This window comes from Chryseolinea sp. H1M3-3, from assembly GCF_029360725.1.
GTDB lineage: Bacteria > Bacteroidota > Bacteroidia > Cytophagales > Cyclobacteriaceae > Chryseolinea.
Genome location: NZ_JARKMY010000002.1, coordinates 1,316,784 through 1,332,092 on the forward strand (window position 1 = coordinate 1,316,784; position 15,309 = coordinate 1,332,092).

At 43.6% G+C, this 15,309-nt stretch carries 8 protein-coding genes; 4 read left to right on the plus strand and 4 right to left on the minus strand.

Going from position 1 to position 15,309, the window contains the following annotated elements:
• Positions 1–200: 200 nt before the first annotated feature.
• From P2W71_RS13005 to P2W71_RS13015, 3 genes are all read left to right on the plus strand, one after another.
• The gene (locus P2W71_RS13005) at positions 201–2,459 is read left to right on the plus strand and encodes a PQQ-binding-like beta-propeller repeat protein (RefSeq protein ID WP_276371672.1); all 2,259 of its coding nucleotides are present in this window, start codon (positions 201–203) and stop codon (positions 2,457–2,459) included.
• 133 nt (positions 2,460–2,592) lie between these two features.
• Complete coding sequence (locus P2W71_RS13010) at positions 2,593–3,807, plus strand: cupin domain-containing protein (protein WP_276371673.1); 1,215 nt, start codon at positions 2,593–2,595, stop codon at positions 3,805–3,807.
• A 74-nt stretch (positions 3,808–3,881) separates the two neighbouring features.
• Positions 3,882–4,808, plus strand: a complete 927-nt coding sequence (locus P2W71_RS13015; protein ID WP_276371674.1) for an RraA family protein — start codon at positions 3,882–3,884, stop codon at positions 4,806–4,808.
• A gap of 115 nt (positions 4,809–4,923) precedes the next feature.
• On the opposite strand, the gene P2W71_RS13020 is transcribed toward P2W71_RS13015, so the two are convergent.
• The 3 genes from P2W71_RS13020 to P2W71_RS13030 form a co-directional block, all read right to left on the minus strand.
• Positions 4,924–6,861: an SMP-30/gluconolactonase/LRE family protein gene (locus P2W71_RS13020; RefSeq protein WP_276371675.1), complete on the minus strand. Its 1,938-nt coding sequence runs from the start codon at positions 6,859–6,861 to the stop codon at positions 4,924–4,926.
• 373 nt (positions 6,862–7,234) lie between these two features.
• Positions 7,235–8,887, minus strand: coding sequence for a carboxylesterase family protein (locus P2W71_RS13025; protein WP_276371676.1), 1,653 nt, complete (start codon positions 8,885–8,887; stop codon positions 7,235–7,237).
• A 330-nt stretch (positions 8,888–9,217) separates the two neighbouring features.
• Positions 9,218–11,581 carry an ABC transporter permease gene (locus P2W71_RS13030; protein WP_276371677.1) on the minus strand — a complete coding sequence of 788 codons (2,364 nt, stop codon included), beginning with the start codon at positions 11,579–11,581 and terminating at the stop codon, positions 9,218–9,220.
• Positions 11,582–12,264: 683 nt separating this feature from the next.
• On the opposite strand from P2W71_RS13030, the gene P2W71_RS13035 reads away from it, so the two are divergent.
• On the plus strand, positions 12,265–14,385 hold the full coding sequence (locus P2W71_RS13035; RefSeq protein ID WP_276371678.1) for a TonB-dependent receptor plug domain-containing protein: 2,121 nt from the start codon (positions 12,265–12,267) through the stop codon (positions 14,383–14,385).
• Between the two features lie 73 nt (positions 14,386–14,458).
• Here the strand turns inward: P2W71_RS13035 and P2W71_RS13040 are convergent, their stop codons facing one another.
• The gene (locus P2W71_RS13040; RefSeq protein ID WP_276371679.1) at positions 14,459–15,307 is read right to left on the minus strand and encodes a ThuA domain-containing protein; all 849 of its coding nucleotides are present in this window, start codon (positions 15,305–15,307) and stop codon (positions 14,459–14,461) included.
• Positions 15,308–15,309 lie beyond the last annotated feature (2 nt).

Consider the following 15,309-nt stretch of genomic DNA (forward strand, 5'->3'; position numbering starts at 1 on the left):
ATTTAACAGAATTAATTCGTAGACTTTTAGTCGTCGATTCCCCCAACGCCGCATCCCTCCACTTGTGGGTACCCAATCAAACCAATTTTTCCTGCTCTTTTCAGTTTTTTTGTCCAGTCTTCCTAAATCTCAACCTGTTGCATAGTCATTAATCGAGATCCCAGCCTTAGTTTGTATACTTGTCATTGAAAAGTATTTTCATGCCGACTATCTACATTCACAAGCTGACTAGCAGAACCATCATTACTTTTGTTTCGTTATTTTCCCTGGTTGTTTACGTAGGCTGTGATAACCGCACATCCAATAAGGATCATACAACATGGACCCACTATGGAGGAAGTGCAGACCAATCTAAATATTTTCAAGCCTCCCAGATCACCAAGCAAAACGTGGGACAAATGGCGGTAGCGTGGACTTATCCTTCCGGTGATAACTTTCCTTACTTCTTTAGTCCCATAGTGGTGGATACAACGATGTATGTATTGGGAAAAAATTCTTCGCTCATTGCTGTAAACGTAGTTACCGGAAAGGAAATCTGGATTCACGCGAATCTTACTGGAATGACAAGAAGGGGTATCAACTACTGGGAAAGCAAAGACAAAAAAGACAAACGCCTGATTTTTACCCTCAATAATTCCTTGCAGGCTATTGATGCTGTCACCGGAAAATCCATCCTCACTTTTGGCGACAGCGGGTATGTGGACATGCGTCAGGGCCTCGACCGGGATCCTTCGTCCATCCGGAGAATGCAAGCCATGATGCCTGGCGTTATATATGATGATCTCGTTATCATGGGTTCTGCACCGGGTGAAAGTTATTTCTCACCCCCAGGCTATGTGAGGGCCTACAATGTTGTTACCGGCAAACTGGAATGGACCTTTCATACCATTCCTCATCCAGGAGAATTTGGTTATGATACATGGCCAAAAGATGCTTACAAATATGTGGGTGGCGTGAATGTGTGGAGTGAAATTTCAGTAGATCCCGAAAGAGGGATTGCTTATTTGCCGCTGGGATCTCCGACTTACGATTATTATGGCGGTGATCGCAAAGGAAGCAACCTGTTTGGCAACTCCCTTGTAGCATTGGACGCCCGTACTGGTAAACGGTTGTGGCATTTTCAAACTGTTCATCATGATATCTGGGACTATGATCTTTCCCCAGCGCCACAGTTGTTAACGGTAAATCGAAATGGAAAAAATATTGATGCCGTGGCGATCGCTACTAAACATGGTTTCGTATTTGTATTCGACAGGGTAACCGGTGAGCCGATATTTCCCATCGATGAAAAACCTTTTCCTAAAAGTGAAATGCCGGAAGAAGTATCGTGGCCTACGCAACCGATATCTTCGCTTCCAAGTTTTACCAGGCACGAAGTAACGAAGGAGACATTGAATCCTTATTTCCCCGACAGCATCAAACAACAATGGTACAAAAGACTGGAGTCTGCGAAATCAGGATTATATGTCCCGCCTTCAGATCAGTATGAGACCATCATGATGCCCGGTGCTTTGGGTGGTGCCAATTTTGGAAATACAGCGGCAGATCCTGAAAACGGCATCATGTACATACAGACGCAGGAATATGCATCGGTTTACAAGCTGGAGAAAGTAGGACCACCGAAAATTGACCTATCTGAAAATGACGTTAAAAAAGTAAAATCATTTTATACTGGCAACTGTCAGACGTGCCATGGTGAAAATATGGCCGGCGGCGTTGGTCCATCACTCGTGAATGTAGGGCAGCGTATTTTTTACAGCGAATTTAAAAGCATCGTCACTAATGGCAGCGGACAAATGCCTGGGTTTACTCATGTTGATGAGGAAACGTTAAAAGCATTGTACCGCTATTTGGGAGGTAATCCCATTAGTTTTAATTTCGGCAGAAGAGGCGGGGACAACACAACACCGGAGGGCCCGGTAGTCGCATCAGGTGGGGCGAAAATCAGGCCTGATGCCAAACGAAACGCGCCGATGTTGGATTATCCGGAAGGTGTGCAGCATCCTGCAGATCGTTATACCACCGACTACGGACTTGAATGGCCAGGTTTATTATCGCCGCCATGGTCTTCCATTCTGGCGTATGACTTGAACAATGGAACCATTAAATGGCGAAAACCCATCGGCGAAGACTCATTATATGTTCAAGGCGACAAGACCAAAGGTGCTCCGAATGGTACACAAAGAAAAGGCATGGTTGTTACGTCAACGGGCGTTGTATTTGCCACAGCCAAAGGAGGGAAGGTGTATGCATTTGATGCAGACAACGGTAATATTTTATGGGAAACGACGCTGAGTCACGAAACCAACGCACAACCCATTATGTACACGCTCAATGGAAAACAATACCTGGTGATCAATGCAACATCTAATTTTATGAAAGACAGCTATGATCATTCTAAAAAGGAGGGAGCTTTGCCGAGAGGTTATGTCGTGTATTCACTTCCAGATGCTAAGTGATCTACAGGGCACGGGCGTTGCAATGGATGAGAGGTAGTTAAACTATTTTTGTGTTTTTTAATTTATAAGCGGAGGACATTTTTTAAAACAAGTGATACATTTCGAGAAGTAATAAAAACCCAAGCTGACCCTTATGAAACGATTGTTTGTATTATTCCTGATGATCATAGCCATGAACGCCATTGCTCAGTCTGTCAAAGATCGTGTTGTACACAACGATCCGGCTAAATACAAAGAGCTATCTGCTGTGCATGCCGGTGCAGGAAAAATGGAATTCACCCAATTGATTGGCCGCAATGAGTTGTCAACAAACTTTCTTTACCTGCACGCGGGGGTGATTCATCCTAAGTCAGGTATTGGTCATCATTTTCATCATAATATTGAAGAGATGTATGTGCTCCTCAATGGTGCGGCAGAATTCACAATTAATGGACGCACGTCAACGATAAAGGCGCCGGCGATTGTTCCCTGCAAGATGGGCGATGCGCATGCCATTTACAATCCCTCCGGGGAAAGGCTTCGCTGGCTCAATTTTGCGGTAAGCGTAAACAAAGGTCGCGGAGATGCTTTTGATCTTGGTGATGCAAGAGTAGGTGTGAAAACCGATCCTACGCCTGTGTTTGTTTCGGCTCGCTTGGAACGTGATAAACTCAAAGCAAATGATGCCGCTTATGGTGGCAAGGGTGTGCTTTATCGTCGCATGCTGGGCCCTGAAGTCTTCAGCACTGATTGGGCGCATGTTGATCACGTTGTAATTCCAGCCGGTAGTGCTGTTCCCCCCCGTCAGTTGGAAGGTGTCGAAGAAGTTTATTATGTGATAAAAGGGTCAGGCGAAGTTGCAGTTAATGAAGCAAAGATGAGCGTTAAAGCGGATGACACTTTCTTTGGTGGTTTGGGTGAGAAGGTAGCACTGTCGAATGCTGGAAACGAAGACCTTGAAGTATTGGTGATTGGTATAGCTCCGTCAAAAGAAAAAGGTCTTATGCTAGCCAAGCCGTTGACGAAACCAAAAGCCATGGCATTGCAAATGGACTTTGTTGTTGCCAAAGAAAATGCTGATGCTTTTGAGAAAATGTATTATTCTATTTATGTGCCCGCCATGACAGTGCAGCAGGGCTATCTCGGTTCAAAACTTTTGCGCCTCTTTTCGGCTGACATTTCTAAAACGATAGAAGCTGAGCCTACCACCTATAATTACCAAATTCAGATTTCGTTTGACACGGAAGAAAACCGCCGGAAGTGGGTAGCCAGCAGTCAACACCAGATTGCATGGCCAAGTGCTACTGCGCTGGCGAAGGAATATAAATGGCGTGGTTACGATGTGATGGGTGATGACGATCAGCGATGACCATTTATGTAACCAAGTGAACAGTAGATTTGATAACTTAGAGCCTATATAACTATTTTAAAATTGATGCATCCATGAAACTAAAATTTGCTATTCTGTTGCTCTTGTTAAGCAGCATCTCCTGTGAAAATTTGTTGTTAGCACAAACCATCTCGAAGGATGAATTGATTTTTCTTACCTCGGAATGGAAAGGAGAACGATTTGCAGACGGCAGACCAAAAATTCCAGACAACTTGTTGGAGAGAGCAAAGCATATCATGATCGACGATGCGTGGACCGTGTTGAAGAATGAAGGCTACTTAAATCAATTCGAAGGTGGATGGAAAACAGTTAACAATACGCCAATGACAGGGCGAGCCTTAACGGCGATGTATTTGCCCAGCCGTCCCGATGTAGAAAAAAATATTAAGGCCCGCGGTGCCAAAGAAGGACGAAAAGGAAATACCAATTCCTGGCCGATCGATGTACTTGTGAAAGGCGACTTATATGTTGCTGATGCGTATGGAAAAATTAGCGGCGGCAGTATCATGGGAGCTACCTTAGCCAACTCGATTTACAGTAAATCCGGTAATGGTGTTGTGTTCAACGGCGCCGCAAGGGATTTGACGGAGATAGGAAACATCAAAGGGTTCAATGCTTTTGTTCGTGATTTTCATCCTTCCTTCGTAGAGGAAATGGTTTTGATGGGCCTCAATACTCCCATTCGTATTGGAACGGCTTTGGTGCTTCCGGGAGATCTTGTTATAGCCACAAGCGAAGGTGTCCTTTTTGTACCGGCGCACATGGCAGAGCAAGTCGTAACAACATCGGAGTTTGTGATACGAAAAGATCAATTCGGTTTTGAGATGGTACGCACGGGAAAATACAGCACCGGAGAAATCGATAGTCAGTGGACCGATGTGATGAAAACCGATTTTTTAAAATGGCTTGAAAAACATCCCGAGTTAGGTAAAATGACCCGGGAAGAATTGGAAAAGGTGATGAGCAAAAGGACGTGGTAAGTCTCTTCAACGACCAAGCAAAAGGATAACATTAAAAAAAACTTTGCGCCTTGCGTGATTAATTATTCGCAGGCACCAGGTTTCCTTGCAGTATCTATCCTGCAACCCTCTCGTCCTACAAATACTGCACAAAGCCTTCCATGTTTGTTCGGATCTTATACACCTTACTATAACTCACGATATAAAGCGTTTTCATATCAGCATCTCCAAAACAGAGGCTCACAGGGAATGAAGGTAGATTGATCATGCCCACGTATTCGCCCTTAGTATTGAAAATCTGCACGCCATAATACGTAGCAACGTAAAGGTTACCTGTTTTATCGATAGCCATGCCATCGGCGCTGGAAGACTTCCCCTTTCTATCAAGTACGTTTCCAGTTAGAAATAATTTCGCAAACTTGCGACCATTGCTGATAGTGCCATCGGGGTTTACATCATAGGCCCAAACATAATTATCTTTTTCACTCTTAACAGGGTACCATGACTCATCATCGTAGCAATTATTGATGTAAAGTGTTTTGCCATCCGGCGATAGTACGATTCCATTAGGCATGGCAAATTCATTGGGCTCTACGAGTCTTGTCACTTTGCCGTCAGGCGAAACATAATATACAGCACGCCCGGGCTGAAATTTTTCCGCTTCCATAGTAAACTGCGGGTCAGTGAAGTAAACGCCACCTTTAGCATCTGCGATCACATCATTAGGGCCGTCAATAGGCTTGTCGTTGTATTTGTCGGCGATTACCTTTACTACTTCCCCGCTCGTTGTCATTTCGACTACCCGGTGTCCCATCATATCGCAGACCAGCAAGTGGCCATTTTTATAAGGGTAAAGTCCGTTTGCCTGCATTTTACCTTCAGTAATATTTTTATAACTGCCATCGGGATTGAGCTCTACAATAGAGCTCTTCTTGGGGTTGGCGCCAAAATTCTGATCGAAGAACATGTTTGAAAAATATACTTTGCCATTCAGCCATTTTGGGCCTTCGCTAAAATATAATTCAGGTTTCGTTTTCTTGCCATCGATAACCAGTTCCAGTTTGGCGTCATCTGGAATAATAGCATGATATGCTGCCATGGTCGTGTTTTCCTTTTCCAAATAATCTGCTCTTGCAGGCCAGAAAATATCCAGTACATCGCATCCGACTTCTCCGATCTTTGCAGCGTGGACCATGTTTGCCGGAATACGCACCATATCATTTTTTTTCATGTCGGTTTCGTCTTCCAAAAGAGTCTCCTTACAGTCTCCGCGCAATACCAGCATCATTTGCTCTTCTGGATGAATATGATGTGGAAAATTTGATCCTGGATCCATCGTTATAAAACTGAGCTGGATATTCTTTCCTGAAACCAATCTTGAATGCGCGCCTGGGGCAAGTGCTGTAAGCTGAATATCATACAAATCATAAACTTTGTTTGGTTCAACATTAGGGGTGAGCGCAGTTGCCACATCGGCTATGTCACGTGGAAGGTTTGTTACTCCCGCCTTTTGCAAATAGTCCAACCGTAGTGGACTGTAAACCTCCAACAGTTTTGCACCCGATGGCCCTGCAGTCACGGCACTTTTGCTGCCTTTTTCCAGGTAAACAAAGTCAGTTCTCGGCGTCCCGCTATGGATGCCGTCTGGATTCTCTCTTTCCTTTGAGGTCAGTGTTAGGGCTGTTCCATCGATAAGCTGAACGACAGATCCTTCAAGGACAAAAACAAACTTTTCAGCGGGCAATACTTCTTCCGGGATGTTTGAATTGGGTTTCAGTTGGAGAATACTGGCCATTCCACCGCTTCCCCAGAATATTCTGGCATTAACGCCCGGATGCAACTCAATGCGCTCCACCGTATCAAGATTTTTTACTTTTCCGCTTTCGAGGTTTGACTCAATATCATTTTCGGGAAGACCCGGAAGATCCCGTACCGTCAAATTGTGTTTACTAATCAGTTCTTTATTTTTCTTTTGCCATTCAGGCGCAGAAGGTGACGTACATTCTGTCGTCGCAAATGCAATGATGGCAAGCAAAGCGCTGCCGATAACGTTCGTTGTTATTGTCCGGCTCATAGGTCCTTTGGGTTTGGAAACGGGAATGAAAAATAACTTTTTTTATTTGATTAAGACAGGTATGTTAACGAATTGACCATTGCGCAAGATAAGATATTCAGATATTCAATGATCTAAGTTTCTGAACTATACCGGCGCAATGTATAATGAACTTAACCGTTATACAATAAATTTCATCTTTGCCGTATGTTAGTGATACGTTCGGATTGAATCAGGCAATATGGAGACAGGACTTAAGCAATAAAATATTCTGGTCATTTGGTAATTAAATAGCTGGCTATACCGATGTATTGATGCGGTACATGACCAGGACCATCTGCAAAAAAAGAGGGTATCTAATATAAGATACCCTCAGAGCGTTTTAATATATACATCAAACAAAAGCCTTACGTGCCTCACGGTCCGGATCATTCTTCACGACGCAGTTGTCATCCAGTATCATAGTCTCTCCGTTGGCACTGGTGTACGATGGCCACTTTGGTAATGATCCGCCATTCGGATTGCCAGTACGCATAAAATTAAGAAGCGCATCACTCATTTTGGTTGAAAGCTTCCGCGGCCTGGCGCCGCCGCCCGTGTGGGTAAGCATCAAGTCTGTATTATAAAACCAGAAGCAGATATCTACGCAGTGGAATGCGCGCATGCGGTTATCAAACATGGGAGGCTGCCAGCCAAACCATGCCAGATAAACGCCGGCTGACTGTTTTGATTTCGCGTCTGCGAGCGCGATTGCATTCTGGCGGTTACTGGCAATCATGGACCATATTTCGATGGGACGTTTGTCAGGGAAGGCTTTTGCATAAGCATCCACGATGGATCCCGTCTTATCGCCAAAACGTTCCTTTAATTTTTCTTTCACGCCATTGATATCGATCTTTTCAAGAGAGGCATCGGTCCGGCTAGGCGATTGTTCATTGAACGTTGAACAAATCAGCATTGGTACCTCTGATGCTGTTGGAGCGGGATCAACGTTATAAGGATGTTGCGGCAGGTGCGTTCCATCCACAACAGGAGCAAAGCCACCACCTCCGCCGAACATCGGCAGTTTCATTTCTTCCCTGTATTTGACTAGCGCACGCGTTGCAAATTCATGATATTGCTTCCATGGCATTTGCTGAAGCTTATCCATATCGTTGTAGGTAAGGCCAGCTTCTTTAAGAATGTATGATGCCAGCTTTTCTGCGTTACCTTTTTCCACTGCCTTTAAGGATGATCCGCTTAATGCAACGGCTTTGTGAAATAATCCCTTTGCGGCAGGCATGGCAGTAAGCACACATACTTTAGCGCCTCCTCCGGATTGTCCCATGATGGTAACATTGGCTGGGTCACCTCCAAAATTGGTGATGTTGTCGCGTATCCACTCCAGGGCTGCAACGCAATCCAACATGCCCACGTTTCCTGAAGCTGCAAATTTTTCACCTGCCTGTCCAAAGTGGGCATAACCGAAAGGGCCAAGCCTGTGGTTTATGGAAACGAACACCACGTCACCCTTGCGGGAAAAATTTTCACCATGATATCCATCTTGTTCTATAGCGTTACCGTTAGCGTATCCGCCGCCGTGCAACCAAACCATGACAGGACGTTTTTTACCGTCGTTGATAGCAGGTGTCCACACATTCAGTTTAAGACAGTCTTCACTAACATCATCATAATTCCAGTGATCCACGAAAGAGGCATAAACATTTGCATACCTTCTTTCCATATTCTGAGGCGCCGTGTTTCCCCACCAGACTGTCGGAAGCACTTCGGCCCACGGATTTGGTTTTTGAGGCGGCATGAAACGGTTCGCTCCGGCAGTATCTGCACCATAAGGTATTCCAAGAAAAGTATTAATGCCCCGAAGAATAAAACCCCTGACTTTTCCGTAAGCAGTATTAGCGACAGCAATATTGTCGCCCACAAATAATATCTGCCCGTCTTTGTCTGCACTTTCTCGTGTTACGGCAGCAAGGGAAGGAGCTCCAACACTAAGTGCTGCTGCGCCTAGCCCGGCATTTTGAATGAATTTTCTGCGATTGGTATTCATGAGTTTTATCAGTTAAGTAGGTAATAGGGATTATTGCGTATGCGGTACACATTAGTATTAAAGTACGAGATTTTTTTGTCAATCGTCATTGTTTTACACAGACGGAGATAGCTTTAGAAATACACCGAATTAGTGATTAATGAAGAGCAACCGAGCAATGAACTGGCCTCAAGCTTCCTGTCTTGTGCAGGCGCCGCTAGACTGTTGCGGAACTGCTATTATGATGTTCACCTCTAAACCTGTTCCTACTGCGGTAGTTTCGTTTAGAAATATGCAGTCGTTCAAAGAATTTCTCTGCAGGTAGTAGACTGAAATAAACGAAAGACTACTCTAGTCCGATCGCAAACTACTTATCGGATTTACAACAAGAACTTTAAAGGTTTGGATGCCTAGTGGGATAAGAGCGATCGCAACGGTCAAGGTCCCCGCCAGTAGAAATATCCACCAGCCTATTCCGATGTGGTATGCATACGCCTGCAGCCAGTTTTCCATGAGATACCATGCCAGGGGTGATGCGATCATTAATGAAATTGCAATAAGAATGAACAACTCTTTCGATAGTAGTCCAAAAAGAGAGGCCATGCTGGCGCCAAGCACTTTACGAATTCCAATTTCCTTGTTACGCTGCTCTGCTGTAAACATTGCAAGGCCTAACAGACCAATGCAGGAAATAAAAATCGCAAGGAACGCAAAGGTATTTGAAAGCGTTTGAACGACCTGTTCGTTACCGTATAACTTTTTGTATTCCTCGTCCAAAAACTGGAAGGTGAACGGAAATTGCGGATTCAGTTTTTTATGAAGGACTTCAACGCTGGCTAACACTTCTTTTGTTTGGCCAGGCGCAGTTCTTATCAGCGCCCACCCTGATCGTTGTTTTTCCTCCAGGTGTAGCAGCGTAGGGGTGATGGCATGATGAAGGGAGTTGATGTGAAAATCTTTTATAATTCCTACGATTTTCCCTTGCTTGCCCCAAAACCTGAACGGCTTTCCTATGGGATCTTCAAAGCCTACAATTTGAAGCGCAGCTTCATTTAAAATATAGCTTACAGAATCAGAAGAATCTCCATCAGAAAAATCACGCCCCTGCAGCATTTGTACACCCATGGTTTTGGCGAAATCTAAACCCACTGGAATTTGCGTAAAGTGCGGCTTTGAATTTGCGTCTTTTCCTTCCCAGTTGACAGCTCCTGTTCTATTAAAAATATTCGTTGGGGGGTCTGACATACTGCTTACCAGCTCAATTCCGGACAGGGTCGTCAGTTGTTTCTTGAAAAGATCGTACTTTGATTTTAGGTCGCCTTCTAGCGGCACCATGATGAGATTCGCCCAATCGTACCCCAGATTTGCTGAATGTATATAATCCACTTGTCGGGCGATAACAATTGTTCCGATGATCAGTATTGTTGACAGCGTGAATTGAAAAACCACCAAGGTTTTACGAAACCATAAAGCGCTATTGCTGAATCTCGGTATGCCTTTTAGAACAGTCACGGGCTTGAACGACGAAAGGTAAAGCGCTGGGTAGCTGCCGGATAAGATGCCTGTTAAAATAATCAGAAAGAGCATGCCTACCCAGAACGAATATTGATCAAAGGGAAGTTCTATCTGTTTTTGGGTAAGCGTATTGAACATGGGTAACAAAAGTGATACAATCATCAGGGAGACAAGAAATGATAGTGCGACGATCGAGAGTGCTTCTCCCATGAATTGACGAATTAAGCCGCTTTGACGGGCCCCAATAACTTTTCGCACGCCGATTTCTTTTCCTCTTTTTATCGAATTTGCTGTTGTAAGATTCATGAAATTAATACAGGCAATCAGCAACACTAGCGCTGCCACAATGGTAAAAAGTCTAACATATTGTATTCGGCCTCCTGTGTTCTCTCCGTTTTTAAAATTGGAATTGAGATAGATATCACTGTATTTCTGCAACGATAAGCGGATTACAAAGTTTTTTTGATCAAGATATGGATCAAGAAATTCTTTGATCTTCAGTTCAAATTCGATTGGATTTGCGTCACTGCGAAGTACAATGTAAGTAGCCGGACCGTTGGCCTTCCAATTTTTTGCCCATGAAGTTTCCTCCATGAAAATTTCCCAATGTAAAATGTAATCGAAATTCATGGAGCTGTTCGGAGGTAAGTTTTCAAAGATGGCAGAGATGTTAAAATCTCTTTTATTATTAAACCGTATCACCTGGCCCATTGCGGCTTCGGGCGTGCCGAAAAAGTTTTCAGCCATTTTGCGGGATATGATAATATCGCCAGGGTTCTTTATTGCTGTTTCAGGCTGACCTTTGATAAGTTGGTAACTAAATACGGAAAAGAAATCCGGGCTACCGTAGGCGCCGCTTTGTTTCAAAACTTTATTGTTGGCTTCAAAGGTGTTGAGGCCAGCTGCCGACATTCCAGTAGCAAATTTAACCTCAGGGAAAGTGGTTTTTAATGCTTCCGGAAGCTGAGCAGGAGTAAAGTATCCTGCTTCAACCTTTCCATCATAGAATTGCCTCTCTACAACAGCATATAAATGTGCATCATTAGCATGAAATTTATCAATACTTTTTTCATTTTGAATCCACAACCAGATCAAAAGACTACAGCTCATGCCAAGAGCAAGTCCAAAAATATTAATCAAAGAAAATAACTTATTCTTCAAAAGATTTCTACTGGTAATCTTGATATAGTTTCTTAGCATACGAACAACGTTTAATGATTGGATGAACCACGTCCTCGAAGGTACTGAACCGGAAGGCAGTTGCAATACCAATGCATCGGATATTTGTAAGAGTTAGGGCAAATTTAGTCGTTGCACGAGAACATTTGACACGATGTTTCAACCACACGGAGTCTGCGATGAAGCCCGACGCCTCATTTCAGGTTTATACCCATTTTCACGGGAAGTCAGCTTTCACGTTTCCGTTCATGAAGCAGAACCTGTCGTTGAATTATACCAATAAACAACGAGCAGTTGAGTGATGTAACGACAATCTTGTAGTAAAAGATGGTGCAATCGTTGCAACGAACTGTTTTAAGATCTTCTTCTAATCCCGACGTCTGTTGTTGATTTTATGCGATTACAAGCAAGCGATGCAAGTTTTTGTGTCTTTAATGGGGAGGCATAAACGCTCAATGCCTAAGAGCGAAAAAAATAGAAAACACTTAAGTGTGTGAATCGATATTAAGGCCGCATTGGACGAAGAAAACGCCATTTGGCAGATACGGATAGGGTTGTGTATTAAGTACACGTAAATCTGTCAACGTTAGATTGCTTCTCACTTTCAACTTTTCCATCGCTGTCTTTGATGCAGCTTTGCACCGGGTTGTCTGGCTTCCTCTCATCTGCACACCTCTATTTGTCTATAACTAAATAAAATTTTAATGACTAAAAAATTTTACCATGGCGCGGTCCTGGCGCTGGTGCTTGGAATGCCACCAGTCGTTCAGGCTCAATCGAGCGAAGAGCAGGATCTTTATGCTTTGACGCTGGAAGAATTAATGAATATTCCGATTAACTCAGCTTCAAAGAAGGATGAAACTTTATTTGATGCACCCTTGTCAAGTTACACCATTACTCGTGCGGACATCCTTCAGGCTGGATCCACTTCTATCATGGAAGCACTTCGGCTGGCTCCCGGTGTAATTGTCAGGGAACAGACGAACGGAAACTATGATATCCATATCAGAGGCTTTGATAATATTCTTCGAACTACTGGAGTTGTCGAAAAGAGCAATCTTACGACTTTAGTTATGATTGACAACCGTCCGGTTTTTAATCACAACCTTGGAGGCACGGCATGGGAAACGCTTCCTGTAGATATAAACGACGTAGAGCGAATTGAAATCGTGCGGGGGCCATCAGCACCTTTATTCGGTCCAAATGCTGCATCAGGAGTAATTAATATTATTACAAGGCAAGTGACGCGTGATAAACATGCATATGCCTCACTTCAATACGGCACACCTGGTACATTCATCGGTCAGGCAAGTTTTGGAAAACAGGTGACGGATAAATTGGCGATCCTAGCCTCTGCAAATTTTCAGCAGAAGGAACGTTTTCAAACCGAATATTTTAACCCGCTCACAAATACTTACCAAGATTTTTCATCCGATCCAATGCTAAGCAAAAGGTATCCCAATATGAATAGGGCAATGCAGAAGTGGGGCGCGAATGCATTCATAAATTACAACCCGAATAAGAATATTGACTTGGACATCACACTTGGCTTACAGCAATCAGATGCACAAAAGCCGCTGCTGGCGCCAATGGATGTTCCGCTCACGACGAACCTCGCTAAAACAGAATACATCAATCTCGCCGCTAAAATTTACGGTCTGGCCATACGCACATCATACCTGATGGGTGTGGATGAATTGAACGTGGGTGCGACGCCGAATGGCTACGATTATAAAAACTTTGACGTGAATGCTGAATACGTATTGCAGGTCACCAAGAAAATAATGATCACACCGGGACTGGCATTCCAAGATGTCAATTACAGCGACAATGGCTATGCAACAGCGGGTGACACCCGCACCGGGTATCTCAACGGAAGTTATTCCATTGCTACCGCCGCTGCCTTTGTTCGCACTGACATTAACCTGACCAAAAATTGGCGATTTCTTACCGCGATCCGCGGTGATAAATTTTCCACGCCGGATAAAACGACCCTGGCATATGAATTTGCATCAACCTATAAAATTGGAGGAGCGCATATCGTCCGCGCGGCAGTAACGCGCTCTAACACGGGCTCATTCATCGGCCAAAACTATGGAAATTTTGATCTTGAGCCGTATCCTGGTTACATCATCAACGTTCGTGGAAATAGAAACTATAATCTCTTTAGAATTCAAATGCTCGAAGTGGGCTACCGCGTGAAGATTAATAAGAATATTCAGGTTGACGTTGACCTCTTCCATCAGACGGGTAGTGAATTTGGAACATACCTGGTCACTGGATTTGCTCCATCTCCTCCCGCTCCTCCCTTCAGCCCATCTCAAATCCAATTTAATAACGTGCCAACGGAAGCGATACAGCTCGGGGGTACAATATCAGTGAACCTTGTGCCGAATGAAAAACTACAATTCAAGCCATTCATCACCATCCAGGAAACAGAAGTAAAAAACCTTCCTGATGCATTTATTTCACCAGCGGCAATGCCCGGTTTGACTTACCGTGACGAAAAGCATAAAAACACGCCCGCCTTTTATGGGGGTTATTTTTTGACTTATAAATTGAATGAAAAAATCAATTTCAATGTGAACGGCTATTACTACAAATCGCACGTTCAATACGACGCAACTGATCCAAATGGTTTAGGTGAGCATGCTCAAATCAAAGGAAAAGTTTTAGTAAATGCCAAAATAAATTATACCCCGCTGGCAAATTTCAATGTGTTTTTGAATGGCAGAAATGTTTTGAATAATGAGAATAGGGAATTTTTTGGAACAGACAAAACGGGAAGTATTTATATGTTGGGAGCTTCTTACGTGTTCAATTAAATAGTTGACTACTTTAGAAAAAAACCTGCAACTGAACGGCGGCAGGTTTTTTTATTTATAACGTTTTAACAGATCACCATTTTACTGCGTTTTCAAGCATTCGCACAAAGGGCTCTTGTTTCCAGGCGGCAGCATCATGGCCAATGGATGTGTAGAAGGTTCTTCCTTTGCCCGTTACTCGATACCAGGCAACCGGATGTTTTTTTCCCATGCCGAAATCCTTGTCTCTTATCCAAAGAAAGTTTCCATTGGAAATTATTTTTTCACCATCAATTTCATAGAGTACATTAAAACCTTTGTCATGCGGATTTTTATAGAATACATACCACTCATCGGTATGTTGCCACGTTGAAGGCAAACCTTGTAACAACGCACTGTCTATTCCAATACCATTTCGTATAAGGGTCGCCTCTTGCAATTGTGGGTTCATTGGGTGATGTGAAAATTTTGCACCCACAAAATTCTGTTCATACCAATCCCAATGATGCGAGTCATCACCCGACCCGTGAATACCTATAAGCTTACCGCCGTTTCCAACGTATGCTTCGAGTGTTTTCTGTTGTTCCTCATTTAGCACACGACCTGTTGAGTTGTTGAATATCACTGCATCAAACCTGGCAAGTTGATCTGGGTTGAATACACCGCCTTCTTCGGTGCTATAGAGAAACCAGTTATTTCTTTTCGCCAACTTGTCAAAAACTTTTTTACCCGCTTCAATGGATTCACCATGACGAAAGCCGGTGGCTTTGGAAAAGAGCAGTACGTTTGTACGATCTTGCGGAAAGTCAATAGAAGGTATTTCCGTTTCGTATGAAACCGGAAAGCCATTTTTTACTTTGTACATAAAGACACTCAAAGCGATCACAATCAAGGCGAAAATCGACACGATCGTCCAGAGTAAAATCTTTAGGAATTTTTTCATGT

What these genes read in the sequence shown, in the direction of transcription:
- P2W71_RS13005 (WP_276371672.1), top strand. Translation starts at nt 201, where the DNA reads ATGCCGACTATCTACATTCACAAGCTGACTAGCAGAACCATCATTACT.
- P2W71_RS13010 (WP_276371673.1), top strand. Translation starts at nt 2,593, where the DNA reads ATGAAACGATTGTTTGTATTATTCCTGATGATCATAGCCATGAACGCC.
- P2W71_RS13015 (WP_276371674.1), top strand. Translation starts at nt 3,882, where the DNA reads ATGAAACTAAAATTTGCTATTCTGTTGCTCTTGTTAAGCAGCATCTCC.
- P2W71_RS13020 (WP_276371675.1), bottom strand. Translation starts at nt 6,861, where the DNA reads ATGAGCCGGACAATAACAACGAACGTTATCGGCAGCGCTTTGCTTGCC.
- P2W71_RS13025 (WP_276371676.1), bottom strand. Translation starts at nt 8,887, where the DNA reads ATGAATACCAATCGCAGAAAATTCATTCAAAATGCCGGGCTAGGCGCA.
- P2W71_RS13030 (WP_276371677.1), bottom strand. Translation starts at nt 11,581, where the DNA reads ATGCTAAGAAACTATATCAAGATTACCAGTAGAAATCTTTTGAAGAAT.
- P2W71_RS13035 (WP_276371678.1), top strand. Translation starts at nt 12,265, where the DNA reads ATGACTAAAAAATTTTACCATGGCGCGGTCCTGGCGCTGGTGCTTGGA.
- P2W71_RS13040 (WP_276371679.1), bottom strand. Translation starts at nt 15,307, where the DNA reads ATGAAAAAATTCCTAAAGATTTTACTCTGGACGATCGTGTCGATTTTC.